This is a genomic window from Winogradskyella luteola, from assembly GCF_019203985.1.
Lineage (GTDB): Bacteria > Bacteroidota > Bacteroidia > Flavobacteriales > Flavobacteriaceae > Winogradskyella > Winogradskyella luteola.
On sequence record NZ_JAGSPD010000008.1, the window covers coordinates 62,840 to 88,694 of the forward strand.

Sequence of the window (25,855 nt, forward strand, 5' to 3'; positions counted from 1 at the left end):
ACAGAATCAACTTAAACTTATAATGAAAAAACTCTCTATTATAGCGGTGTTGCTTTTAGCATTTCAAATGCATGGGCAACAAGACCCTCAGTACACACAGTACATGTATAATATGAATATTATCAATCCAGCTTATGCTGGCTCCAGAGAAAATCTCTCGTTTGGACTGTTATACAGAAATCAATGGGCTGGTGTAAGTGGTGGACCAGAAACAGGAACGTTTTTTGGCCACTCACCAATTGGTAGTAACTTAGGACTGGGTGTATCTCTTATTGCCGATCAAATCGGCCCTGTAAAAGAAACAAATGCATACGTTGATTTATCGTATACACTAAAGCTAGGTGGTGAACACCGCTTAGCTTTTGGTGTTAAGGCTGGTGCAACATTTCACGACATCAATCTAACAAGCGGTAATGTAGATGTCATTGATGATGGTGATCCCTTTTTTGGCATAGGTATTAACGAAACCACACCTAATATAGGTGCTGGGTTCTTTTACTACACCAATAAGTATTACTTGTCGTTATCTGTTCCTAATATGTTATCATCTGTGCATTTAGATTCTAATGGTAATAAAATTGGTTCTGAAACACAGCATTACTTCTTAACTGGTGGTTATGTTTTCGATTTATCACCTAACACTGAACTTAAACCTTCGTTTATGTTAAAATCAGCTTTTGATGCACCAACATCTTTTGATGTAAACTTAAACGCAAGATTTTTTAAGAAGTTTGAAATTGGTGCATCCTATAGAATGGATGATTCTTTATCCGGATTAGTGAATTTTGCATTATCACCATCGATAAGAGTTGGATATGCATATGATGCTGTTTCATCTGAGATAAAAGCATTTGCACCTGCATCACACGAGGTTATGTTGTTATTCGATCTTAATTTCCCTAAGCGTGTTTCTCGTTCACCTAGATACTTTTAATCCGTTAAGCTAAACAAATTATGAAAAACTTAAAAACACTTTTATTTATTACGTTGCTGAGTAGTAGTTTATGCTTAACTGCTCAAAACAAAGACACAAAGAAAGCCGACAAAGAATTTGCTAGGTTTGAATATGTTGATGCCGCAGAAAGCTATAAAAAACTTATAGATAAAGGAGATGGTTCTTCTTACGTTTATGGGCAACTAGCAGAATGTTATTACAACATTTTTAACTCAGTTGAGGCCGAAAAATGGTACGCTAAGGCTTTAGAGTCTGGTGATGATCCTGAGATGATCTTTAAATATTCCGAAATGCTTAAGGCAAACGGAAAGTACGAAGAATCTAATCAGCAAATGGAGAAATTTGCTTCCATGCGTCCATCAGATAATAGAGCAACTGCCTTTAGAAAAAACCCTAACTATCTTCCTAAGATTTTAGAACAAGGTAAAAAGTTTAATGTGCAAGATGCGGGCTTTAACACTGCACAATCAGATTTTGGTGGTGTAGTGCAAAACGGCAAACTTTATATTACATCTGCAAGAAACGATAACCGTAAAACTTATGGATGGAACGAAGAACCTTTCTTAGATATTTATACATTAACTAAAAATTCAGACGGTTCATACCAAGAGGCAACTTTAATGAACGATAAGATCAATACAAGGCACCATGAAGGTTTAGTGTCATTTTCACCAGATGGCGAAACCATGTATTTTTCTAGAGAGAGTTATTATGAAAAAGATTATGAAAAAGATTCCATAAGCAAAGTACGTTATAGCCAACTATATTTATTTAAGGCTACAAAGCTTGGTAATGATTTTGATAATGTAGAAAGCTTATCTATTAACAGCGAAAATTACTCTGTTAAAAACCCATCTGTTAGTGCAGACGGTTCTACTTTATATTTTGCTTCTGATATGCCTGGTGGTTTTGGCAAATACGATATTTATAAGGCACCAATCAATTCTGACGGAACTATTGGAGATCCTGTAAACTTAGGCCAAAAAGTGAATACTGAAGCACAAGAAATGTTTCCTTTTATAAGTAGTAATAATACACTTTACTTCTCTTCTAACGGTCATTTAGGGCTTGGGGGAATGGACGTATTCTACACAAAGGAAATTGACGGAAAACTTGCTCCGGTTAGAAACGTGGGTATCCCAATTAGTAGTAATGGGGATGATTTTGCATTTACCATTGATGAAGAAGCAGAAGAAGGCTTTGTGTCTTCCAATAGGGAAGGCGGTCAAGGAAGCGACGATGTATACGCATTTAAAAAACTACAGCCGCTATGCGATGTATTGATTATGGCTACTGTATTAGACGATAAGACTAGAGAACCAGTAAATGGTGCATCTGTGACATTATATGATGCAGAAGGCAATAAAGTAGTGACTAAAGCTACAAATGAAGAAGGTGTTGCAGAATTTATCGTTGAATGCGAACAAGATACTGAACTTGAAGTAGTAATGGAAGATTTTGAAAGTAAAAAAGTACCAGTAAAAGGCAGCAACGAAGAAGAGCTTGCCGTACAAATCTCGTTAGATCCTATTGAAAAAATTGTTACACCTGAAGCGATTGTACTAAACCCTATTTATTTTGACTTTGATAAATCTAATATCACCGCTAAAGCTGCTTTTGAGTTGGATAAATTAGTTCAGGTAATGAATAAATACCCAGAATTAGTAATTAATGCAACGTCCCATACTGATAGCAGAGGTTCAGAATCTTATAACCAAAGGCTTTCTCAGCGTAGAGCGAAAAGTACACAACAATATGTAATTTCCAAAGGCATAGATAAGTCCCGTATATCTGCCGAAGGAAAAGGAGAGAGCGATCTAAAAGTTAAATGTGGTTCTAGTTGTACAGACGAAGAGCACCAACAAAATAGACGTTCTGAGTTTTTAATCGTTGGTGGAGCTCCACAGAATCAGAAGTAATTCTTAAACAATAAAATAACTAAGCCTATCATTTTCACAAATGATAGGCTTTTTAATGAATGCTCAATAGATGGTACATGTTACAGTATAATTAACAACAGATTGTAATAACAAAAACGCTCTGAAACCTCAGAGCGTCTTTTATATTTTATCGAAGCGGAAAACCTTTTGCGGCCCACCAAGGATGAACTTCTATAACAAGTCGGCCTGCTTTAACCATCGGGTCAGCATTAGCCAAGCTATCTGCCATTTTTAATGTCGGTACATTGTAAATCGTAATGCCTCTTATATCTCCATCATCACCAAAAGGACCAGAAATATCTGCATAACCTTGCTCGTACATTTTACCTAAATGTGCCAAGTGTTCATTTTGAAGACGATTAGCTTCTTCTTCGTTTTGATTGCGGATTGGCCCACGTTTTAAAAATGCAATAAAATACTGTTGCATTAGTGTAGTATCTTTTGTTTTTTCGTCCACATAATCAAAAACTTGATAGCCGTCTTTAACCAATTTTGCTTTAAGCTCAGCTACAGATTGTTCTTTTATGGTTTCTACTTCCTTTTCTGATTTATCTAAAGCCTTTTCTTCTATCACAATGTCTTTTTCCAGACTGGGTTTATCTTCATTTTTGCATGCTAATAAGCATGCGAATAACAAAAGTAACGTCAGTAATTTTTTCATTATTTCCAGGTTTTATAGGGTTGTTTACTTAATTGAGAATTGTAATATTTAATGTCTCCTGTAACTTCTTTACCTAACCATTCAGGTTTTTTAAAGGTTTCATTTTCAGTATTTAACTCTACTTCGGCAATAACCAAACCTTCATTGTCACCAAAGAATTCATCGACTTCAAAGGTATGATTTCCAAATTTAACTTCGTAACGCCTTTTATCAATAATGCCTTCTTCACATAAAATTAAAAGGTTCTCAGCTTCTATATTAGATATTTCTTTTTCCCATTCAAAGCGAGACAAACCATTCTCTGTCGATTTTCCTTTCACTGTTATATAACCTTTGTCCTTTTTAAGCCTTATGCGCACGGTACGTTCTTTATGGCTGTTTAAAAACCCCTGTTTAATATTAAAACTATTGTAGGCTTTATTTTTAAAGACTTCTGATTTAACTAAAAATTTACGCTCTATTTCTATCATAAAAATGAAAACATTCAATTATCAATAACTAAATTCCAAATAAAATATGGTATTGGAATCTGAATTTTAGAATTTGGGATTTTTCAAGCTAAAATTACCATAATTTTGTTTTATGGGAGTTGATTTACCAATAAGAAAGATAATTCATGTCGATATGGATGCATTTTATGCCTCCGTAGCGCAAATGGATAATCCTGAGCTTAGAGGTAAACCTATTGCTGTTGGTGGTGGTGGAAAACGCGGCGTAATCAGTGCGGCAAGTTACGAAGCTCGAAAATTTGGTGTAAAAAGTGCCATGTCTGGCCGTTTAGCAGAAAAACTATGTCCTGATCTTATTTTTGTGCGAACCGATTTTGAGCGTTACAAAGAAATTTCTAATCGCATTAGAAAGATATTCTTCGATTATACAGACCTTGTAGAGCCTTTGTCATTGGATGAAGCTTATCTCGATGTCACAGAAAACAAAATAGGACTTCCCAGTGCCACTTTGATTGCTCAAAAGATTAGACAACGTATTTTTGATGAAGTTGGTTTAACAGCTTCTGCAGGGATATCCATTAATAAATTTATAGCTAAAGTTGCTAGTGATTACAATAAACCAAATGGACAAAAAACTGTAAACCCAGAAGATGTACTTCATTTTTTAGAAGATTTGGATATCAGAAAGTTTCATGGAGTTGGTAAAGTCACAGCTGAGAAGATGTATCAAAAAGGTATTTTTACGGGTAGGGACTTAAAATCAAAATCGCTTGAATATTTAGATGAACACTTCGGAAAATCTGGTCGTTATTACTACTATATCGTAAGAGGAATTCACAATAGTGAAGTGAAACCCAATCGTATTAGAAAATCTCTAGCAGCTGAACGCACGTTTAGTGAAAACCTCTCTTCTGAAATTTTTATGCTCAAAAAACTAGAGCATATAGCAGAAGAGGTGACCAAACGATTGAATAAAAGTAAAGTTGCTGGTAAAACCGTAACACTAAAAATAAAGTATAGCGATTTTACGCTTCAAACCCGTAGCAAAACCCTACCTTACTACATTAGTGAAAAAGCTGTAATTATAGATGCTGCAAAAGATTTATTGTACCAAGATAAGTTGAAGAATTCCGTTAGGTTATTAGGTATTTCACTTTCTAATTTAAATACGGATAAGTCCTTAGTAAGCAAAACCATAGAGGACAGAAAAAAATCTGTTAGCGTACAGTTAAAGTTCGATTTTTAATTTGTTTAAATCATTCCTAAATATATCAATCAAATCCACCATAGCACAAAAGCAAAGAGGTTTCTAACACATATAGATTAATCCGTTATTTCTATTACAGTTTATTCAATTAGCTCTATATATTGGCCACTCCACTCTATTTCACCTTGAGAAACCATATAATTGTTTAGTTCATAAAACTTAGTTTCAAAAACGTATTTTTTGTCCTTATGAGATACAACAATATTAATCACTTTTTGGTAGGGTAAGTTTTTGACCTCAAAGGATTCATAATTTAATTCTGAAACAATAATACCAGATTTTTTAGCATCACTTATCGCTTCTCTAAAAAGTTTTTTAGTAACCTTGATAAAAGCTGGATAAACTCTATCGTAATTTTCTAGATATGATGAAACTTGGAAACCCTCTTTTAGTTTTTCAAAACCTTCAGATTTTGATTGCTCGACAAACTTTATCCATAATTCCTTAAGGTCATGATGAGAAGCTATATTCTCTTTAAATAAATCGTAATCATTTTGTTTAACAGCTTCAAAAACTACTCTCGCTACATCTGCTTCCGTTTTTTGATAAGTTGGAGATTTACATGAAATAATTAAGATTCCAATAATTATTAATAGTATATAATTTTTTTTAAGACATAGATACGTGAAAGAAGTAACACACATTTGATCATTTGTTATCTTTTAAAAACTACAGCTCTCAATCTCTGTAACACGGAGTGTATTTACCATACCTTTAGCTTGTATTGGCATCGCCGCCAAACTAATTAACATATCACCAACTTCGAGATACCCCTTTTTACAGGCAATGGCATTAACGTCTTCAATGGTTTCGTCTGTGCTAACAAATCTATCATAGAAGAAAGCCTCGACTCCCCAAAGTAAACTCAGTTGGGTTAAAATACGCTTGTTGGATGTAAATACTAAAATATGAGCCTGTGGTCTCCACGCCGAAATTTGAAATGCCGTATAGCCACTATTGGTTAATGTAGAAATCGCTTTAGCATTAATTTCATTGGCCATATTAGCGGCATGATAACAAATAGACTTTGTAATATAGCGCTTGGTACGAATATGTGGTGGGGATTGTGGTACTTCAATTAATGGAGAATCTTCAACACTACGTATAATATTGGCCATTTGACGAATTACTTGTACAGGATATTGCCCAACAGACGTTTCACCAGATAACATTACGGCATCAGCTCCATCCATAACCGAGTTAGCTACGTCATTTACTTCAGCACGTGTTGGTGTAAGACTGGTAATCATGGTTTCCATCATCTGTGTAGCAATAATCACAGGAATTCTGGCACGCTTTGCCCTTAACACTAATTTCTTTTGTATTAACGGTACTTCTTCTGCCGGAATTTCTACACCCAAATCACCACGAGCCACCATCAATCCATCACAGTATGCTACAATTTTATCAATATTATCAACAGCTTCAGGCTTTTCTATTTTGGCTATAATCGGAATTTTATGATCGCTATGTTCATTAATCAATTTTTCAAGTTGCATTAAATCTTCGGCATGTCTTACAAAGGATAGTGCAATCCAATCTACTTTTTGACTAATCGCAAAAATGGCATCGTCAATATCTTTTTCAGTTAATGCAGGTTGCGAAATATTTGTATTTGGCAGGTTAACTCCTTTTTTTGACTTTAACGGGCCACCTTGAATAACTTTGGCCTTAACCTCTTTTTTGCCATCAGTAGAAACCACCTCAAAAATCAGTTTACCATCATCGAGAAGAATACGTTCACCTGGCTTTGCATCTTGTGGAAAGTTATCGTAAGTCATGTAGACACGCTCTTTTGTACCTTCAAAACGTTTTCCTGTAGCGAAAATAATTTCGTCACCTTCGTTAACAATGATTTCGCCTTTCATCACGCCAACTCTTAGTTTAGGACCTTGCAAATCCCCTAATATTGCTGCGTTGTAACCATATTCATCATTGAGCTCTCGTATCATCTTTATACGAGCTTCTACATCCTCGTAATCAGCGTGCGAAAAGTTGATTCTAAATACATTGGCACCTTCGTCTAGCATAGCTTTAAGGGTTTCCTTATTACTTGTTGCTGGTCCTAATGTGGCTACTATTTTTGTTTTTTTATTTGACATCAATTCAAAAAATTAAATGGTCTTTCGATTTTAATTGTTTCGGGTTAACCGAATAACTCGTTATAATCTGAGGAATAGCCTGCAGTTTGTTCAAAATTAATTTTTCATTTACATTCTGGATTTCATCAGAAATCTTAATAAAATAATCTACCTTTTTAAACTCCGGAACCAAATTAAAGGTTTTTAATACGTTGTCGTTTGTTTGAAATAATGTTCCAGAACTAGATAAACTGGCTTCCTCTTTTTTGCACACGTTAGAAACCAAATTCCAAGTTATGTATTGTGAGGTGTTGTTCCATTCGAAAATACTGTACGAAGATTTTAAATATTCAAAATCTAAATCATCTGGTTTGCGCTCTAAGTTTAGCTCTAAACTTTGGTTAAGTAAATAGGCCAAACGGTAATCTTCTAACCCACAATGAATAGCAATGAGTTTGTAGGTGTCGTCGTAAAAATCGTCAACCAGAAGTTTGTGTAAAGCCATACAGTTATAACTTTGAAGTGTAAATATAGAATATAAATAGCTTAGAAAGACCAACTTTTGGTTAATCTTAACCCTTAAAATCCACGAAAACGTTATAGTTTGGCAAGAATTATTTGGAGACCGATTAAATAAGCTTTGTAATTTGTTTTTGAAATGCAAAAAAGGCACGCTTTGATGCTTTTTCTTCTGCCTTTTTCTTAGATGTTGCCCTTGCTTTAGAAACGACTTTATCGTTAATACTTAATTTAACTGAAAAGTGTTTTAATTCATCATTTCCAGTATCTTCATATACATCGTAATTAAAGGTGTTTTTTTCTTTTTGGCACCATTCAATGAGCAGACTTTTATAACTGATGACCTTTCCTTCTAGGGTTTCAATGTCCACATGAGGGTTGATAACACGGTTATAGATAAACTCTTCGCAAGCTTTATAACCTTTATCTAAGTAGATAGCACCGACCAAAGCTTCAAATAAGTTACCGTGAATATTGTTTCCGAAATTATTCTTAGGTATTCTGCTTTTAACTAACTCTATAAGTTGGAGTTCCTTACCGAGTTCATTTAGATGCTCTCTACTTACAACCTTAGAGCGCATTTTAGTAAGATAACCTTCATCGCCATGCGGTACCTGTTCAAAAAGATATGCCGCTATCACAGAACTTATCATTGCGTCACCAACAAACTCTAGGCGTTCGTAATTAATTGGATTACCCTTTTTGTCCTTAATGTTCATAGAACGATGGGTAAAGGCTTTTGTATAAAGCGTTTTAGACTTTGGTTTAAAACCTAGAATATCTTTTAGTTGTAAAAAAAAATTCCCGTCTCCTTGAGTACGGGAATTTTTTAATATGTTACGAATGAAACTCATTCGGGATTTAATCTATTTTTTTAAATAATACACAAGCGTTGTGTCCGCCAAATCCAAATGTATTACTCATTGCGACTTTAATATCTCGTTTCTGAGCTTTGTTGAGCGTTAAATTTAATTCTGGGTCTATGTTTTCGTCAACCGTTTCGTGGTTAATTGTTGGTGGTATAATACCATGTTGCATAGCCATAATGGAAGCAATAGCCTCAATGGCACCAGCAGCACCTAACAAGTGTCCGGTCATAGACTTAGTAGAATTAATATTTATGGTTTTAGCATGGTTACCAAATACTTCAGATATAGCTTTTAATTCGGCAACATCACCTAACGGTGTTGATGTACCGTGTGTATTAATATGATCTACATCTTCGGGATTTAAACCAGCATTTTCTAAACAATTTTTCATTACCGCAACAACACCTTTACCTTCTGGGTGTGGTGCTGTCATATGATAGGCATCTGAAGATAAACCTCCACCTACAACTTCTGCATAGATTTTAGCTCCTCTAGCCTTGGCATGTTCATACTCTTCTAAAACAATAGAACCTGCTCCTTCACCTAATACAAAACCATCACGGTTAGCATCAAAAGGTCTTGAAGCTGTTTCAGGACTATCATTTCTAGTACTCATCGCATGCATAGCGTTAAAACCTCCCATACCTGCAATAGTAACTGCCGCTTCACTTCCACCAGTAATCACAACATCACAATGACCTAAACGAATGGTGTTTAAGGCATCGATCATTGAATTCGCAGAAGAGGCGCAAGCAGAAACTGTGGTATAGTTTGGTCCCATGAAACCATATTTAATAGATATGTTTCCTGGTGCTATATCAGCAATCATTTTCGGAATGAAACGTGGGTTAAATCGAGGTGTGCCGTCACCAGCAGCGAAATTCAACACTTCTTCCTGAAATGTCTCTAAGCCACCAATACCCGCTCCCCAAATAACACCCACTCTATATTTGTTTATCGCTTCTAGATCTAGTTTTGAGTCTACAATTGCTTCATCAGAAGCTACCATTGCATACTGTGAAAACTTATCCATCTGACGTGCTAACTTTTTGTCAATAAAGTCAGTAACTTCAAAGTTTTTTACTTCACAAGCGAACTGTGTTTTGAACTTTTCAGTATCAAAATATGTGATTGGGGCAGCACCACTTTTTCCATTAACAAGACCATTCCAATATTCATCTTTGGTATTGCCAATTGGTGTAAGTGCGCCTAAACCAGTAACTACGACTCGCTTTAATTCCATAAAAATAAAGTTCTTATTTTGCTTCTTCTATATAAGAGATAGCTTGACCAACTGTTGCAATGTTTTCAGCTTGATCGTCTGGGATTTGAATATCAAATTCTTTTTCAAATTCCATTATTAATTCTACAGTATCTAATGAATCTGCACCTAAGTCGTTAGTGAAGCTCGCTTCAGTTACAACTTCGTTTTCATCAACACCTAATTTGTCTACGATAATCGCTTTTACTCTTGATGCAATGTCTGACATAATCTTTTAATTTTAAGTTTTAATTAGACCGCAAAAATAAAAAACTTTATTTTAAAAATCATCTTTACCGATAAAATGTGCCTTTAATTGCAAAAAATCGATATAAGTATTTTTGTTTTGCGCCTAATTGTTAATTATTATTCTTTTTTTTGTTTACGAATAATAAACCAAATATACCTGTAAATGAAACGTATTGTAATTTTTGCGTCCGGAAGCGGATCTAATGCTGAAAATTTAATTAAGTTTTTTCACAACAGCGATAATGCGTCTGTTATTCAGGTATTGACTAACAATCCTCATGCCAAAGTACTGGAGCGGTGTAAAAATTTAAATATCAGAGCTTTATCTTTTAATAAAATAGCATTTTATAAGTCAGAAGATGTATTGAATATCTTAAAAGCTTCAAAACCAGATTTGATTGTTTTAGCTGGTTTTCTTTGGAAATTTCCTGAATTTATATTGAATGAATTTGAAAATAAAGTGATTAATATTCACCCAGCACTTTTACCAAAATATGGTGGAAAAGGTATGTATGGAATGCATGTACATAAAGCAGTGGTTGCTCACAAAGAAACTGAAACAGGAATTACAATTCATTATGTGAATGAAAATTATGATGAAGGAGCGATTATTTTTCAGGCAAAATGTAAGGTTTTATCCTCAGATTCTGCTGAGGATGTGGCTGCAAAAATTCATGAATTGGAGATGGAACATTTTCCAAAAGTGGTTAATCAACTTTTAAATTCAAATAATGAAAACTAGGTTTGCTACATTATTTTTTATAATTGTGATAATCACATTTATTTCTTGTAAGGGCAAAACTGACATGTCAGAATTTTTGTTGCTATCTGATAGAGAAGCTCCTCTTGGATGGATTCATTTCACAATATACAAAGACAGTACATTTGAGTACATATCCAGAGGGCTCATTGAAAAAAGTGTTTTTAAAGGAAAAGCTATAATCACAAAAGACACAATATTTTTAAATTATAATGATTCAATTCCAAATGTAGGTACAAAGGTCATTTATAATAAAGATTACATTGAATTTTTAGAATTGGATAATTCAAGATTAATGACTCGATTAAATAAATTAGTTAATTGATGTGACATCTCAAATAGAGACTCCTGCTTTCGCAGAAAGTAAACATGAGTAAAAAAAAGAAAAAATATTATACCGTTTGGAAAGGCCATAACACTGGCGTTTTTGAATCTTGGGATGACTGTAATGCCCAAATAAAAGACTTCAAAGGAGCGCAGTACAAATCATTTTCAACTTTTGAAGCTGCTAAAAAAGCTTACAAGGAAGGGGCAAAAAATTATATCGGCAAATCAAAAACTTTTAAAAGTGAACTTTCCGACATAGAACTCAAAAGAATAGGGCGACCTAATTATAATTCTATATCTGTTGATGCTGCATCGAGTGGCAATCCTGGTAAAATGGAATATAGGGGTGTGGATACCAAAACCAAAAAGCAACTCTTCATTCAAGGCCCTTTTGAAGAGGGTACTAATAATATAGGCGAGTTTTTAGCTATTGTCCATGGTTTGGCGTTTTTAAAACAACATAAAAGTGACCGCATTATTTATACAGATTCTAAAACGGCTATGAGCTGGGTGCGTAAAAAACTATGCAACTCTAAGTTAAAGCGCAATGCTAAAAACAAAGATGTATTTGAATTAGTTGACCGTGCCGTTAAATGGCTAAAAACAAATGACTATTCTACTACAATTGTGAAATGGGAAACCAAAGCTTGGGGAGAAATCCCTGCCGATTTCGGAAGGAAATAAACAGTATTGGTATAGAGATAAGTCAATGTTTCACAAGGAATATATTTTATGTAAATTTGCACCTTAATTCAAACTTAGGTCATGAGTAAATTAGTGATTGTCGGTACAGTAGCTTTTGATGCTATTGAAACTCCATTTGGTAAAACCGACAAAATCCTTGGTGGTGCTGGTACATTTATTGGGCTAGCCGCTTCAAATTTCAATGTAGATTCTGCTGTTGTTTCTATTGTTGGTGGCGATTTTCCACAAGATTATTTAGACCTAATGTCCGATAGGAATATTGATGTTTCTGGTATTGAAATCGTAAAAGAAGGCAAAACATTTTTCTGGAGTGGGAAATACCATAACGATATGAATTCCCGCGATACTTTAGTTACAGAGTTAAACGTGTTAGCGGATTTTGAACCTAAAGTCCCAGAAAACTATAAAGATGCTGAAGTGGTTATGTTAGGGAATTTACATCCATCTGTACAAATGAGCGTATTAAACCAAATGCCAACAAAGCCCAAAATGGTAATTCTCGATACAATGAATTTTTGGATGGATTGTGCTTTAGAAGAATTGCATAATACTATTAAACATGTTGATGTTATTACAATCAATGATGAAGAGGCAAGACAATTGACAGGTGAATATTCGTTAGTGGTTGCAGCAAGAAAAATTAATGAAATGGGACCAAAATATGTGGTCATTAAAAAGGGAGAACATGGCGCTTTGTTGTTTCATGATGATAATGTGTTCTATGCTCCTGCATTACCACTTGAGGAAGTTTTTGATCCAACTGGTGCGGGGGACACTTTTGCTGGTGGTTTTGCTGGTTATTTGGCAAAAACAGCAGACTATTCTTTTGAAAACATGAAAACAGCTGTAATATATGGTTCAACCTTGGCGTCTTTTTGTGTGGAAAAGTTTGGTACAGAGCGCATGCAAAATCTTACAGCTTCAGAAATACATAAACGTTTAGACCAATTTAAGAGTCTAACACAATTTGAAATAGAATTAAATTAAAATCAGCGCGCTCAATTTTAGCGCGTTTTTTTATTCTGAACTTGTTTCAGAATCTCTAAAATAAAGAGACAAAATCATGAGTGACGCTTTAAAACATGAGTGCGGTATTGCACTTATTAGACTTTTAAAACCATTAGAATACTATAAAGAAAAATATGGAAGTGCATTTTATGGAGTCAATAAAATGTACCTAATGATGGAAAAGCAGCACAATCGTGGACAAGATGGAGCGGGTTTTGCCAGTATTAAATTAGATACAAATCCAGGTGAGCGTTACATTAGTAGAGTGCGCTCTATTGCTCAACAACCTATACAAGATATTTTTTCGCAAATCAATGAGCGCATAAATGCAGAGTTAACACAAAACCCAAGCTATCAAGACAATGTTGCATTGCAAAAAAAGAATATTCCTTATGTGGGGGAACTTTTATTGGGTCACGTGCGTTATGGAACTTTTGGCAAAAATAGTGTGGAAAGTGTTCATCCGTTTTTAAGGCAAAACAACTGGATGCACAGAAATTTAATTGTGGCTGGTAATTTTAATATGACCAATGTAAATGAACTCTTTGATAATTTGGTTGAAATAGGACAGCATCCTAAGGAAAAAGCAGATACAATTACAGTAATGGAGAAAATAGGTCATTTTTTAGATGATGCTGTTTCTAAAATATATAAAGAACTTAAAAAAGAGGGCTATTCAAAAATTGAATGTTCACCCTTAATTGCTGAACGATTAAAGCTTAGTAAAATATTAAGGCGTGCCGCTAAGAATTGGGATGGTGGTTATGCTATGGCTGGGCTACTTGGTCATGGGGATTCTTTTGTATTGAGAGATCCAGCGGGTATTAGACCTGCGTATTATTATAAAGATGATGAGGTTGTTGTGGTCGCTTCTGAGCGACCAGTAATACAAACAGTATTTAATGTGCCTTTTGAAGACGTTAAAGAGTTAGATCCCGGACATGCTATTATCACTAAAAAATCGGGAGAAACTGCTATTAAAAAAATATTGGAGCCATTAGAGCGAAAAGCCTGCTCGTTTGAACGTATTTATTTTTCACGAGGAAGTGATGCCGAAATCTATGAAGAGCGAAAAGAACTGGGCAGATTGTTGATGCCTAAAGTGCTTGAAGCTATAGATAATGATACAAGAAATACTGTGTTTTCTTTTATTCCTAATACAGCAGAAACATCATTCTTCGGAATGATCGATACGGTTGAAGAGCATCTTAACCAAAAGAAAACAACAGCTATACTTAAAGGACAAAGAGGCTTATCTGCAGAAAAAGTTAAGGAAATATTATCCGAAAGGCCACGAATAGAAAAAATAGCTATTAAAGATGTAAAGTTAAGAACCTTTATTACCGAAGATAGTAGTAGAGATGATTTAGTGGCTCATGTCTACGATGTAACTTATGGTGTTATTAAACCATCAGATAATTTGGTGATTATTGATGATAGTATCGTTAGAGGTACAACATTAAAAAAGAGTATCATTAAAATGATGGATCGATTAAACCCAAAGAAAATTATTGTGGTTTCCTCTGCCCCACAAATTCGTTATCCTGATTGTTACGGCATAGATATGGCAAATCTTGAAAGTCTTATTGCCTTTAGAGCAGCTTTAGAACTTTTAAAAGACCACAACCAATATCATATCGTTGAAGATGTTTATCAGAAATGTTTAAAACAGGTACATCTAAAAGATAAAAATGTTGTGAACTACGTTAAAGAGATTTACAGCAATTTTACTGATGAGCAAATTTCAGATAAAATTTCAGAACTACTTAGTGATGAAGATGTTAATGCTGAGGTAAAGATAATTTTTCAACCTGTGGACAATCTTCACAAGGCTTGTCCAAAAAACTTAGGGGATTGGTATTTTACGGGTAATTATCCAACTGTTGGTGGCAATCGTGTTGTTAACAGGGCATTCATTAATTTTTACGAAGGGAATAAAGAGCGCGCTTACTGATTTTTATACCAAAAAGACGTTTTATCCGAAAAATTATGCATTTCATCCAAGGAAAATGCATTTCATCCAATATATATATTGTTTTAACAAATAAAATTTACATTGGTATCACCATAACATAAGTAGGTTAAGTTCATGGTAGATTTGGGGCAAAAAAAGGTGAACAGTGTTCACCTTTTTTTATGGACATAATTAAAGTAAAACTTTAAGTAGCTTTAAAATCATAAGGACTGTTTTACTGCTAAACACTATTCAATCCTAGAAGTTTCCACGCTTAGACTAATATATAGGTCGTTTATCCAATAAATTTAGGAATTAAAATAATGTAAACTTATATTTGAATCACCATAACATAAGTAGGTTAAGTTTATGGTAGATTTGGGGCAAAAAAGGTGAACTCTCTGTTCACCTTTTTTCATTTTATATTTGTTTCGTTGGGATCTTATTTTCTAATCATACGAGTTTTAAAAAACAAAAAAAACCAAGCCTTTAGACTTGGATTTTTGTATTTGTCACAGTGTTGTAATTGCCTACTTAGCTTCTGCATAACGACGTTCAACCTCGTTCCAATTAACAACATTAAAGAATGCCTTAATGTAATCAGGTCTTCGGTTTTGATAGTTTAGGTAATATGCGTGTTCCCAAACATCTAATCCTAAAATTGGTGTTCCTCCACAACTAACTCCAGGCATTAACGGATTGTCTTGGTTTGGTGTAGAGCATACTTCTACTTTACCACCTTTGTGTACACATAGCCAAGCCCAACCAGAACCAAACTGCGTAGCCGCTGCCTTAGAAAAAGCGTCAACAAAAGCATCTTTAGAACCAAACTCAGCTTCTATAGCATCCTTTAAATCTCCTGAAAGGTAACCTTTGTCTTCTGGGTTCATAACTTCCCAAAACAAAGCGTGGTTATAAAATCCGCCTCCATTATTTCTTACAGCAGAATTGCTCATGTCGAGATTAGTCAAAATATCTTCAATAGATTTTCCTTCTAAATCTGTTCCTTCAATTGCTGCATTCAATTTTGTTGTATATCCGTTGTGATGTTTAGAATGATGTATTTCCATAGTACGTGCATCAATATGTGGTTCTAAAGCATCGTATGCATATTTTAATTTTGGTAGTTCAAAAGCCATAATGTTTGTGTTTTAAGTGTTAATGTTTTCAATTTCAACAAATTTACAATTTTGAAAACAAGATTTTCTAAATTAATTATTAAGATTCCCTATTTTGGTATAAAATTTATCTTTTTGCAAAATTCAACCTTTAAAATATATAATGCTTCTGCAGGCAGTGGCAAGACATTTACACTAGCGAAATCTTACATTAAGATATTGGTTGCTGCTAAGAACTATGATCATTTTAAATCTATTCTTGCAATAACATTTACTAATAAAGCGGTTGGGGAAATGAAAGAGCGTATTATTAGTATGCTGAAGCTGTTTTCTTCTGAAGAAGGCCTTAAGGATCCTCACCCTATGTTTGATGCCATTTGCGAAGAACTTTCAATTTCTTCAGAAAATCTTCATAATAAATCCAAGTATATTCTAAAGCACATTATCCATAATTACGGTGCTTTTGATATTTCTACGATTGATGGTTTTACACATCGTGTCATTAGAACCTTTGCACACGATTTGCAACTGTCTGTAAACTTTGAGGTAGAAATGGACCAAGAACGTTTGCTAAACGAAGCTGTTGATAGCTTAATAGCTAAAGCAGGAAGTGATACGCAACTTACCAATATACTTGTGGATTTTGCTATTGAAAAAGCAGATGATGACAAAAGCTGGGATATCAGTTACGACTTTAATAAAATTGCAAAACTTCTGGTCAGTGAAAATGATTTACCAGCAATTGAAACTTTAAAGGATAAAACACTTGAGGATTTTAAACAATTAAAACAGCAATTAGTAAGTGATGTTAAAACGCTTGAAACTGAGATTGCTAAAATCGCAAATGATGTATTAGCACTAATTGAGGAATGCGGTTTGCAATTTGATGATTTCAATAGAAAATCGCTTCCTAACCATTTTAATAACCTGAGACAAAACAAAATCAATATTAATTTTGATACTACTTGGCAAGACGATTTGGTTGAGGGCAATACACTTTATCCAAAGCGAGTTACGGATACTATAGCATCGACTATTGAAAGTATTCAGCCAAATTTGACCAAAGCATTTCTAAGAACCAAAGCTTTGGTTTATGAACTTAAACTAAAAAAGGGCTTTTATAAAAATGTCACACCACTTTCGGTTTTAAATGCAATTCAGAATGAATTAAGTATACTAAAGGAAGAAGAAAACAAAATGCTCATTTCTGAGTTCAATAAAATTATCAGTACAGAAATAAAAGACCAACCTACACCATTTATTTACGAACGTTTGGGGGAGAAGTTTAAGCATTATTTTATAGATGAATTTCAGGACACATCAAAAATGCAGTGGGAAAATTTAATACCGCTTTTAGACAATGCCTTATCCGCTTCAAATGGTTCTGCCATGATAGTTGGTGATGCTAAGCAGGCCATTTATAGATGGCGAGGCGGCCAGGCTGAACAGTTTATAGACCTTTATAACAAAGCACAAAATCCATTTCAGGTAGAGGCAGAAGTACTGACGCTCGATACCAATTACAGAAGCGCAAAAGAAATTATAAGTTTTAACAATAGGTTCTTTGAGTATTTGGGGGGAAATTATTTTAACAATGCCAATTACGCAAGACTTTATGAGACTGCAAATCAAAATAAAAAAAAGGATATAGAAGGCTATGTCAACCTAACATTTTTAGACCTTCAAAAAGATGATGATAGTATTGAGATCTATACTTCTAAAGTTTTTGAGACTATAAAAGAATGTCAAGAAAACGGTTTTACTTTAAGTGATATTTGTGTTATAGTTAGAAAACGAAAAGAAGGTGTCGCTGTCGCCAATTACCTAAGTGAAAATGGTATTAAAATTACCTCTTCCGAAACGTTACTTCTAAAGAATTCCGATAAAATTAATTTTATCGATTCGTTTTTAAAACTATTGATTCAGCCCAATAGTGATTCTTTAAAAGTTGAAGTTTTAACATTTTTGGCGAATAGAAACAAGATTGAAGATAAGCATGCCTTTTTTACAACACATCTTAAGGCTGATCTTAATGATATGTTCGAAAGTCTAAGAGCTATAAATATAGCCATTGATAAAAATGAATTACTTCGCTTATCGCTTTACGAACTTGTTGAACACCTTTTAAGGGTTTTTAATCTCCACAATATTTCTGACGCTTATCTTCAGTTTTACATGGATGTTGTTTTAGAATTCACCCAAAAGCAAAATTCAGATTTAGCGGCTTTTTTAGAGTATTTTGAAAAGAAAAAAGATAGTCTAAGTGTTGTTTCTCCAAACAATATAAATGCGGTAAAAATAATGACCATTCATAAGTCTAAAGGATTAGAGTTTCCGATTGTAATTTTTCCTTTTGCAGACCTCAATATTTATAGGGAATTAGACCCTAAAGTCTGGTTTCCTGTTGAAAAAAGCACACATCAAAATTTTGAAAATTTACTTCTTAATTATAATAAAGACATAGAACATTTTGGTGTAATCGGAGAGGATATTTATAATGAGCATCAATCTCAATTAGAATTAGATAATATTAACTTGCTATATGTTACCTTGACAAGAGCTATTGAGCGACTTTATATTATTTCAAAAAAGGATATAAGTTCTAAAGGAGTAGCCAATACCAGTACATACTCTGGAATGTTTATTTCTTACCTACAAGATATTGGTAAATGGACAGATGACCAACTAACTTACAGTTTTGGTAAGCTGACCTCAAGACAATCTGTATCAGAAAAAGAACAGATTTCTGAAACGCTAAAACTCATTTCCGTGCCTAAGGAAGATCATAATCTAAGTATTATTACAAAATCTGGTCTGCTATGGGACACCAAGCAAGAAAGGGCAATTGAGCGTGGTAATTTGGTGCATCTCATTCTATCAAAGATTAAAACTATTGAGGATGTCGATTTTGCGTTTAATGATTTAATTGTTTTGGGCGAGATTTCAAAAGACAAGATTGAGGAACTAAAGTTGTTGGTATTAATGGTATTGGAACACCCAAAACTAAAGCCTTATTTTAAAGATTATTTCAAAATCTATAATGAAAGAGATATCATTACCAATACGGGGCAACTTTTAAGACCAGATCGCTTAAATGTCAATTCAAATAATGAAGCTGTAATTATAGATTATAAAACGGGTGAACACAAATCGTCACATAAATTACAGCTTAATGATTACGAAGCTGTTTTAAATGAAATGAACCTCAATGTCACGGATAAAATTTTGGTTTACATAAATGATACTGTTGATGTTATTGAAGTCTAATTTTTACATAGTATCTTTGTTGTAATTAACACAAAAACTATGTACGGAAACATAAAAACACATCTTCAGCAAGAAATAGAATCCATTAAAAAAGCGGGTCTTTTTAAAGAGGAGCGTATCATTACCTCACCACAAGGCGCAGAAATTACATTAAGTACAGGGCAACAAGTTTTAAACTTTTGTGCCAATAATTATTTAGGATTGTCATCACATCCTGATGTCATACAAGCAGCAAAGGATACTATGGATTCCCATGGTTTTGGCATGTCTTCTGTGCGTTTTATTTGTGGAACACAAGATATTCACAAGGAATTAGAACAAAAGATTGCTGATTTCTATGGCACCGAAGACACTATACTATATGCAGCAGCTTTTGATGCAAATGGGGGCGTTTTTGAGCCTTTATTGACTAAAGAAGATGCCATTATATCAGATTCACTAAATCATGCTTCAATTATAGATGGGGTGAGGTTATGTAAAGCAGATCGGTATCGATATCGAAATAATGACATGGCAGATTTAGAGAAGCAACTTATTGCTGCTAACGAAAATGGAGCACGTTTTAAAATAATAGTTACAGATGGCGTGTTCTCCATGGACGGTTTAGTTGCTCCTTTAGATAAGATATGTGACCTGGCTGATAAATATGATGCTATGGTTATGATTGACGAATGCCATGCCACAGGCTTTATTGGTGAGACAGGCATTGGCACATTAGAAGAAAAAGGAGTTTTGGGGAGAATTGACATTATCACTGGTACTTTAGGTAAGGCTATGGGCGGTGCCATGGGCGGTTATACTACTGCAAAAAAAGAAATTATTGAAATACTACGTCAACGCTCTAGACCTTATTTGTTTTCAAATTCTTTAGCACCTGCAATAGTAGGAGCATCCATTAAGGTTTTTGATATGCTCAAAAACGATACTTCACTAAGAGATAAAGTAGATTGGAACACAAAATATTTCAAAAAAGGAATGAAAGATGCTGGTTTTGATATCGTTGACGGCGACTCTGCAATTGTCCCGGTGATGCTGTACGATGCCAAACTATCTCAAACCATGGCAAACATGTTATTGGACGAAGGAGTTTATGTGATAGGTTTCTTTTACCCAGTAGTGCCAAAAGAAAAAGCAAGGATTAGAGTACAGTTATCTGCGGCCCACAATAAGGATCAATTAGATAAAGCTATTTCAGCCTTTATTAAGGTGGGCAAAACTCTAGAAATTATTTAAAATGGTTACAAACTCGCTATTTTAGGGCGATATAACAATATTTTTATATATTTGTCTTTGTTAATAATATATAACAACTTACATTTGCCAACAATTAACACTTAAAATTAAAATTAATTAGAATATGAAAAATCTTAGCAGATTACTTTTTGTCGCAGTGCTTCTTATGAGTTTTAGCACTACACATGGTCAAGACAAGAACAATCCATGGGCTATAACAATTGGAGTCAACGCAGTTGATCCTTATCCAGTTGGAGAAGATGCGCCTCAAGGAGATTACTTTGACGAATTCTTTAACGTGAAAGATCATTGGAATATTATACCTTCACTTTCAACATTATCTGTATCGAGATACTTAAGTGATGGTTTTACTTTTACTGCTACTGGTTCGTTTAATAGAATAGACAAATTTGGTACCAACTTAAACCCAGATGGAACTGAAGCAGGAACAAATGAAGTTGATGATTTAACTTATTATGGTGTTGATGGTAGAGTGTCTTACAGTTTTATGAATTTAATAAACTCTAAAAGAATAGATCCTTCTTTAGGTGTTGGTGGTGGTTACACTTGGTTAGATGATATTGGTGCTGGTACACTTAATGGATCTGTAGGTCTTACATATTGGTTCAGTGAGAAAATTGGACTTAATGCACAATCTACTTACAAGCATGCTTTCGAAGATTATTTGCCTAAGCATTTCCAACACTCTGTTGGTGTAACATTTAAGTTTGGTGGAACTGACACTGATGGTGATGGTATCTACGACCAAGATGATGCTTGTCCAGAAGAAGCTGGTTTAGAAATTTTTAACGGATGTCCAGATTCTGATAACGATGGTATCCAAGATTCTAAAGATGATTGCCCTAACACTGCTGGTTTAGCTGAGTTCAATGGTTGCCCTGATGGTGATGGTGATGGTGTTATGGATAAAGATGATAAGTGTCCAACTGTTGCTGGTTTAAAATCTCTAATGGGATGTCCAGATGCTGATGGTGACGGTGTTGCTGATGGTGATGATAACTGTCCTAACGAAGCAGGTCCTGCTGCAAATAACGGTTGCCCTTGGCCAGATACCGACGGTGATGGTATATTAGACAAAGATGATAAGTGTCCTAACGAAGCTGGTACAGCTGCAAATAATGGTTGTCCAGAGGTTAAGCCTACTGCTGAGGTTATGGAAACTTTAAATAGCTATGCAAGAACTATCTTATTCGATACTGGTAAAGCATCTTTCAAGAAAGAAACGGATCAAGTATTACAAGCAATGGTAGCCATCTTTAAAGAATATCCAAAAGCTGATTTTGCAATCGAAGGTCACACTGATAGTGTAGGTTCTAAATCAATGAATCAAGCTTTATCTGACAGACGTGCTAATGCAGTAAGAGATTATCTAATTGCTAATGGTATTTCTGCAGACAGGTTGACTGCTAAGGGATATGGTGAAGATAGCCCTATCGCTTCTAATAATACTAGAGCTGGTAGAAAAGAAAACAGACGTGTAGAGGTTAAGTTGAAAAACTAAAACATCTCAAAATAGATACTAAAAACGCTCCGAATTTCGGAGCGTTTTTTATTTTTATAAAATGATAAGTTTTATAAAAACTGTATTAGTAGATTTAAATGAAAAAGGATCTAAACTCGAAGATTTGCACTTTATACTACCCAGCAAGCGTGCAGGTGTTTTTTTAAAACATCAACTTTCAACAGTGTTAGAGAATCCTATTTTCTCACCTCAAATTCTTAGTATAGAAGAGTTTGTCGAAGATCTTTCTGGTCTCCAAAAGCTTTCAAATGCCGATTTACTTTTTAGGTTTTACGATTCGTACCAAACTTTAACACCAAAAAAGAGCCAAGAATCTTTCGAATCGTTTTCTAAGTGGGCACAAATGTTGTTGCAAGATTTTAACGAGATTGATCGTTTTCTTGTGCCTCAGGAGCATATATTCGATTATTTACATGCTATTAAAGAACTTAATCATTGGTCTTTAGAAGGTGAGCAAACGGACTTAATAAAGAAGCACTTAAAATTTTGGGGTCGACTTAAGGAATACTATCTAAGGTTTACAGAACATTTATTACAATCCAAAGAAGGTTACCAAGGCTTAATTTATAGGGAAGCTGCCGATAACTTAGAGGCTTATATCGAAAGTAATAGTGATAAACATCATATCTTTTTGGGTTTCAATGCCCTTAATACCTCAGAATCACAAATTATCCAAGGCTTATTACAAAGTGATTTAGCTGAAATTTACTGGGATATAGATGAGATATTTATTGATGATGATATACATAATGCTGGCTTGTTTACAAGAGCTCACAGAAACCGTTGGAATTATTTTAAAAAGCAACCTTTTAATTGGGTAACATCGCATTATAGCAAATCTAAAAACATACAAGTTGTGGGTATTCCTAAACTTGTAGGTCAAGCAAAATATATAGGTCAACTATTGGGGAATATTAGTTTGCACAATAAAGATCTTAAGAGCGTCGCTATTGTTTTAGGAGAAGAAGACCTTTTAATGCCTGTGCTAAACTCAATTCCTAAAAGTATAACGCATCTTAATATAACTATGGGTTTACCATTAAATTTGGTGCCTTTGGCGTCGTTATTTGAAAAGCTTTTTTCTATTCATAGACATGACACTGATAAATTTTATTTTAAAGATGTTATAGACGTTATTTCTCACCCATCTGTTTATAATTTATTTAAAACAAGTCAGGGAAACTCATCTAGTACGATAGTAGAGTACATTCAAAAGAATAACCTAGTTTATGTTACAGCTGAAGAAATAAAACGGATTACAAAGACTTCTAACGAGCTTATAGAGTTACTGTTTAAATCTTGGGGAGATAACCCTAAAGTTGCTTTAACTAATTGCTTAAACCTTATCTTAGGCATTAAGAGGCATCTAAGCGAAAACAAAAGTTTTAACCGTTTGGAGTTAGAATATTTATACAGATTTAATAGCCTATTCAATCAATTATTAGAGTTAAACGAGAATTACAGCTACCTCAGTTCAATTGCCTCAACATATAGTATTTACAAAGAGCTATTAAGTGTTGAAACTCTAGATTTTAAAGGAGAACCACTCGAGGGTCTTCAGGTTATGGGGATGCTAGAGTCTCGTGTTTTAGATTTTGAAACCGTCATTATAAGTTCTGTAAATGAAGGTATACTTCCTTCAGGAAAAACCAATAATTCATTTATTCCTTTCGATGTAAAAGTTGAAAATAACTTACCCACTTTTAAGGAAAAAGATGCTGTTTATGCCTATCATTTTTTTAGATTATTGCAACGTGCCAAAAATGTTTATATACTTTACAATACTGAAGTTGATGCCTTAAAAGGTGGTGAGAAAAGTAGGTTTATAACACAACTGGAAATAGAAGGCATACACAATATAAAGCAATTTATAATTTCACAAGAAGTTCCCGTTATTGAAAATAAATTACAATATATTTCTAAAACTGAAACTGTATTAGATAAGCTAAAAGAATTGTCCACAAAAGGGTTTTCGCCTTCTTCTTTGTCTAACTACATTCGAAATCCCATTGATTTTTATTATGAGAAAATACTTGGAATTAAAGACTTTGAAGCTGTTGAAGAGAATATTGCCGCTAATACTCTAGGATCTGTAATCCATAATACGCTAGAAGATTTTTACAAACCATTAGAGGATAATTTATTAACGCTAGAACATCTTAATACTTTTAAATCTGAGATTGAAAAAACAGTAACAAAACATTTTAAAAGTTTATATAAAGATGGGGATTTCACAAGAGGTAAAAACCTAATTATTTTTGAAATTGCCCAACGCTATATTTCTAATTTTCTTAATTCTGAAATTGAAAGTCTTAACTCAGGAAATGAAATAAAAATTATAACTATTGAGGGCGATACAACTATAGAATTAAAAATTGAAGACCTCGATTATAATGTTAAAATTACTGGGAAAGTCGATAGAGTAGACCAATTAAATGGCGTTACACGTGTAATTGATTATAAATCCGGAAAAGTTGAACAAAACAAAGTCGAACTTGTTAATTGGGAAGATTTAACCACAGATTATAATAAATACAGCAAATCCTTTCAAGTGCTTTGTTACGCTTATATGATGTATCAAAAAAGACAGATTAACTTACCTGTTGAGGCTGGTATTATTTCATTTAAAAATCTCAATGCTGGATTTTTAAAATTTGGAAAAAAACCATCAGCTTTTAGCAGAACAAAAGAGCAATTGATCACAGAAGAAATGCTTAATAATTTTGAGGTCCAACTAAAGAAGCTCATTTTAGAAATCTGTAATCCAAATATAGATTTTATCGAAAAAGAAATTGAATGATACGAAAAGAAAAAAATATTATACTAAAAAGACAAGATAAAAAACCCATTCTTATAGATGCGTTTTATTCAGAATATAAATCCAATCAACCTACAGTGATTTTTTGTCATGGCTACAAAGGTTTTAAAGATTGGGGAGCATGGAATCTTTTGGCAGAATCTATTGCTAAAGTTGGGTGTTGCTTTATAAAATTTAATTTCTCGCATAATGGAGGTACAATGGAAGACCCTATAGATTTTCCAGATCTGGAGGCCTTCGGAAATAATAATTATTCAAAAGAGCTTGAGGATTTAAATGATGTCATAGATTGGTCTCAGAATTACTATCAAAATAATTCATCAATAAACACGTCTCAGATCTGGCTAATTGGCCATAGTCGTGGTGGTGGTATTACCATTTTAAAAGCATCGGAAGATAGTAGAATCTCTAAACTTATCACTTTAGCAAGCGTAAGCGATTTCGAAAAGCGTACTTCAACTACAGGTAATTTAGAAGATTGGAAAAAAAATGGCGTAAAGTTTGTGCTTAATGGAAGAACAAAACAGCAAATGCCACATTATTATCAATTCTATGAAGATTTCAAAGCTAACAAGAAACGACTAGATATAGAATCTGCTGAAAAAAGACTTACAATTCCACATCTCATCATTCATGGTGACGAGGATACTTCGGTGTCGATTAGTGAAGCAATGGATTTAAAGAAATGGAATCCCAAAAGTCAATTAAAAATCATTGAGGGTGCTGATCATGTGTTTAATACCAAACATCCTTGGAAAGACTCTAAAATGCCAAAAGAATTAAAAGAAACAAGTCAATCAATACTGGATTTTATTTTAGGATAGTGCCCTAAAATAAAAAAGCATTCTGTATATCAGAATGCTTTTTGAAT

The 25,855-nt window shown here is 34.0% G+C and carries 22 protein-coding genes; 13 read left to right on the forward strand and 9 right to left on the reverse strand.

Annotated elements, in window-relative coordinates; all coding sequences use genetic code 11:
* The first annotated feature begins 22 nt into the window (after positions 1 to 22).
* Both KCG49_RS10850 and KCG49_RS10855 read left to right on the forward strand, forming a co-directional pair.
* Positions 23 to 934 carry a PorP/SprF family type IX secretion system membrane protein gene (locus KCG49_RS10850; RefSeq protein WP_218546475.1) on the forward strand — a complete coding sequence of 304 codons (912 nt, stop codon included), beginning with the start codon at positions 23 to 25 and terminating at the stop codon, positions 932 to 934.
* Between the two features lie 20 nt (positions 935 to 954).
* Entirely contained in the window at positions 955 to 2,874 is a 1,920-nt protein-coding gene (locus KCG49_RS10855; RefSeq protein WP_218546477.1) for an OmpA family protein, read from the forward strand.
* A gap of 148 nt (positions 2,875 to 3,022) precedes the next feature.
* On the opposite strand, the gene KCG49_RS10860 is transcribed toward KCG49_RS10855, so the two are convergent.
* A complete protein-coding gene (locus KCG49_RS10860) occupies positions 3,023 to 3,556 on the reverse strand; it encodes a YciI family protein (protein WP_218546478.1) in 534 nt (177 codons plus the stop codon).
* A complete protein-coding gene (locus tag KCG49_RS10865) occupies positions 3,556 to 4,026 on the reverse strand; it encodes a CYTH domain-containing protein (RefSeq protein ID WP_218546481.1) in 471 nt (156 codons plus the stop codon). Before KCG49_RS10865 ends, KCG49_RS10860 begins: the two co-directional genes overlap by 1 nt.
* Positions 4,027 to 4,138: 112 nt before the next feature.
* On the opposite strand from KCG49_RS10865, the gene dinB reads away from it, so the two are divergent.
* Positions 4,139 to 5,251, forward strand: coding sequence for a DNA polymerase IV (dinB, locus tag KCG49_RS10870; protein WP_218546483.1), 1,113 nt, complete (start codon positions 4,139 to 4,141; stop codon positions 5,249 to 5,251).
* 101 nt (positions 5,252 to 5,352) lie between these two features.
* Here dinB and KCG49_RS10875 read toward each other — a convergent pair whose 3' ends face one another.
* From KCG49_RS10875 to KCG49_RS10900, 6 genes are all read right to left on the reverse strand, one after another.
* The gene (locus tag KCG49_RS10875; RefSeq protein ID WP_218546484.1) at positions 5,353 to 5,916 is read right to left on the reverse strand and encodes a hypothetical protein; all 564 of its coding nucleotides are present in this window, start codon (positions 5,914 to 5,916) and stop codon (positions 5,353 to 5,355) included.
* Positions 5,917 to 5,934: 18 nt separating this feature from the next.
* Complete coding sequence (gene pyk / locus KCG49_RS10880) at positions 5,935 to 7,377, reverse strand: pyruvate kinase (RefSeq protein WP_218546485.1); 1,443 nt, start codon at positions 7,375 to 7,377, stop codon at positions 5,935 to 5,937.
* Position 7,378: 1 nt separating this feature from the next.
* Complete coding sequence (locus KCG49_RS10885; RefSeq protein ID WP_218546486.1) at positions 7,379 to 7,858, reverse strand: IPExxxVDY family protein; 480 nt, start codon at positions 7,856 to 7,858, stop codon at positions 7,379 to 7,381.
* Positions 7,859 to 7,982: 124 nt separating this feature from the next.
* Positions 7,983 to 8,726 (reverse strand): ribonuclease III, encoded by a 744-nt coding sequence (rnc, locus tag KCG49_RS10890; protein WP_218546487.1) that lies wholly within the window; start codon positions 8,724 to 8,726, stop codon positions 7,983 to 7,985.
* A gap of 7 nt (positions 8,727 to 8,733) precedes the next feature.
* Complete coding sequence (fabF, locus tag KCG49_RS10895; RefSeq protein ID WP_218546488.1) at positions 8,734 to 9,984, reverse strand: beta-ketoacyl-ACP synthase II; 1,251 nt, start codon at positions 9,982 to 9,984, stop codon at positions 8,734 to 8,736.
* A gap of 13 nt (positions 9,985 to 9,997) precedes the next feature.
* Positions 9,998 to 10,231, reverse strand: coding sequence for an acyl carrier protein (locus tag KCG49_RS10900; protein ID WP_008269813.1), 234 nt, complete (start codon positions 10,229 to 10,231; stop codon positions 9,998 to 10,000).
* A gap of 183 nt (positions 10,232 to 10,414) precedes the next feature.
* Between KCG49_RS10900 and purN the strand changes: the two genes are divergently transcribed.
* From purN to KCG49_RS10925, 5 genes are all read left to right on the forward strand, one after another.
* Complete coding sequence (purN, locus tag KCG49_RS10905; protein ID WP_218546489.1) at positions 10,415 to 10,993, forward strand: phosphoribosylglycinamide formyltransferase; 579 nt, start codon at positions 10,415 to 10,417, stop codon at positions 10,991 to 10,993.
* On the forward strand, positions 10,983 to 11,336 hold the full coding sequence (locus tag KCG49_RS10910; protein ID WP_218546490.1) for a hypothetical protein: 354 nt from the start codon (positions 10,983 to 10,985) through the stop codon (positions 11,334 to 11,336). Before purN ends, KCG49_RS10910 begins: the two co-directional genes overlap by 11 nt.
* Positions 11,337 to 11,380: 44 nt before the next feature.
* Entirely contained in the window at positions 11,381 to 12,022 is a 642-nt protein-coding gene (locus tag KCG49_RS10915) for a ribonuclease H1 domain-containing protein (RefSeq protein ID WP_218546493.1), read from the forward strand.
* Between the two features lie 81 nt (positions 12,023 to 12,103).
* Positions 12,104 to 13,030 (forward strand): PfkB family carbohydrate kinase, encoded by a 927-nt coding sequence (locus KCG49_RS10920; RefSeq protein WP_218546494.1) that lies wholly within the window; start codon positions 12,104 to 12,106, stop codon positions 13,028 to 13,030.
* A gap of 76 nt (positions 13,031 to 13,106) precedes the next feature.
* Entirely contained in the window at positions 13,107 to 15,005 is a 1,899-nt protein-coding gene (locus KCG49_RS10925; protein WP_218546495.1) for an amidophosphoribosyltransferase, read from the forward strand.
* A gap of 530 nt (positions 15,006 to 15,535) precedes the next feature.
* Here the strand turns inward: KCG49_RS10925 and KCG49_RS10930 are convergent.
* The gene (locus tag KCG49_RS10930; protein ID WP_218546496.1) at positions 15,536 to 16,144 is read right to left on the reverse strand and encodes a superoxide dismutase; all 609 of its coding nucleotides are present in this window, start codon (positions 16,142 to 16,144) and stop codon (positions 15,536 to 15,538) included.
* A 114-nt stretch (positions 16,145 to 16,258) separates the two neighbouring features.
* Between KCG49_RS10930 and KCG49_RS10935 the strand changes: the two genes are divergently transcribed.
* The 5 genes from KCG49_RS10935 (at position 16,259) to KCG49_RS10955 (ending at position 25,808) form a co-directional block, all read left to right on the forward strand.
* Positions 16,259 to 19,390, forward strand: a complete 3,132-nt coding sequence (locus KCG49_RS10935; protein WP_218546497.1) for a UvrD-helicase domain-containing protein — start codon at positions 16,259 to 16,261, stop codon at positions 19,388 to 19,390.
* A gap of 39 nt (positions 19,391 to 19,429) precedes the next feature.
* Positions 19,430 to 20,623 carry a glycine C-acetyltransferase gene (gene kbl, locus KCG49_RS10940; RefSeq protein ID WP_218546498.1) on the forward strand — a complete coding sequence of 398 codons (1,194 nt, stop codon included), beginning with the start codon at positions 19,430 to 19,432 and terminating at the stop codon, positions 20,621 to 20,623.
* Positions 20,624 to 20,747: 124 nt separating this feature from the next.
* Complete coding sequence (locus tag KCG49_RS10945; protein ID WP_218546499.1) at positions 20,748 to 22,145, forward strand: OmpA family protein; 1,398 nt, start codon at positions 20,748 to 20,750, stop codon at positions 22,143 to 22,145.
* 61 nt (positions 22,146 to 22,206) lie between these two features.
* Positions 22,207 to 24,966, forward strand: a complete 2,760-nt coding sequence (locus tag KCG49_RS10950) for a PD-(D/E)XK nuclease family protein (protein ID WP_218546500.1) — start codon at positions 22,207 to 22,209, stop codon at positions 24,964 to 24,966.
* Positions 24,963 to 25,808: an alpha/beta hydrolase family protein gene (locus KCG49_RS10955; RefSeq protein ID WP_256259966.1), complete on the forward strand. Its 846-nt coding sequence runs from the start codon at positions 24,963 to 24,965 to the stop codon at positions 25,806 to 25,808. Before KCG49_RS10950 ends, KCG49_RS10955 begins: the two co-directional genes overlap by 4 nt.
* Positions 25,809 to 25,855 lie beyond the last annotated feature (47 nt).

Bases quoted from the DNA above. Each gene is read 5' to 3' on its own strand.
- KCG49_RS10850 (WP_218546475.1), top strand. From the start codon at position 23: ATGAAAAAACTCTCTATTATAGCGGTGTTGCTTTTAGCATTTCAAATG.
- KCG49_RS10855 (WP_218546477.1), top strand. From the start codon at position 955: ATGAAAAACTTAAAAACACTTTTATTTATTACGTTGCTGAGTAGTAGT.
- KCG49_RS10860 (WP_218546478.1), bottom strand. From the start codon at position 3,556: ATGAAAAAATTACTGACGTTACTTTTGTTATTCGCATGCTTATTAGCA.
- KCG49_RS10865 (WP_218546481.1), bottom strand. From the start codon at position 4,026: ATGATAGAAATAGAGCGTAAATTTTTAGTTAAATCAGAAGTCTTTAAA.
- dinB (WP_218546483.1), top strand. From the start codon at position 4,139: ATGGGAGTTGATTTACCAATAAGAAAGATAATTCATGTCGATATGGAT.
- KCG49_RS10875 (WP_218546484.1), bottom strand. From the start codon at position 5,916: ATGTGTGTTACTTCTTTCACGTATCTATGTCTTAAAAAAAATTATATA.
- KCG49_RS10885 (WP_218546486.1), bottom strand. From the start codon at position 7,858: ATGGCTTTACACAAACTTCTGGTTGACGATTTTTACGACGACACCTAC.
- rnc (WP_218546487.1), bottom strand. From the start codon at position 8,726: ATGAGTTTCATTCGTAACATATTAAAAAATTCCCGTACTCAAGGAGAC.
- fabF (WP_218546488.1), bottom strand. From the start codon at position 9,984: ATGGAATTAAAGCGAGTCGTAGTTACTGGTTTAGGCGCACTTACACCA.
- KCG49_RS10900 (WP_008269813.1), bottom strand. From the start codon at position 10,231: ATGTCAGACATTGCATCAAGAGTAAAAGCGATTATCGTAGACAAATTA.
- purN (WP_218546489.1), top strand. From the start codon at position 10,415: ATGAAACGTATTGTAATTTTTGCGTCCGGAAGCGGATCTAATGCTGAA.
- KCG49_RS10910 (WP_218546490.1), top strand. From the start codon at position 10,983: ATGAAAACTAGGTTTGCTACATTATTTTTTATAATTGTGATAATCACA.
- KCG49_RS10915 (WP_218546493.1), top strand. From the start codon at position 11,381: ATGAGTAAAAAAAAGAAAAAATATTATACCGTTTGGAAAGGCCATAAC.
- KCG49_RS10920 (WP_218546494.1), top strand. From the start codon at position 12,104: ATGAGTAAATTAGTGATTGTCGGTACAGTAGCTTTTGATGCTATTGAA.
- KCG49_RS10925 (WP_218546495.1), top strand. From the start codon at position 13,107: ATGAGTGACGCTTTAAAACATGAGTGCGGTATTGCACTTATTAGACTT.
- KCG49_RS10930 (WP_218546496.1), bottom strand. From the start codon at position 16,144: ATGGCTTTTGAACTACCAAAATTAAAATATGCATACGATGCTTTAGAA.
- kbl (WP_218546498.1), top strand. From the start codon at position 19,430: ATGTACGGAAACATAAAAACACATCTTCAGCAAGAAATAGAATCCATT.
- KCG49_RS10945 (WP_218546499.1), top strand. From the start codon at position 20,748: ATGAAAAATCTTAGCAGATTACTTTTTGTCGCAGTGCTTCTTATGAGT.
- KCG49_RS10950 (WP_218546500.1), top strand. From the start codon at position 22,207: ATGATAAGTTTTATAAAAACTGTATTAGTAGATTTAAATGAAAAAGGA.
- KCG49_RS10955 (WP_256259966.1), top strand. From the start codon at position 24,963: ATGATACGAAAAGAAAAAAATATTATACTAAAAAGACAAGATAAAAAA.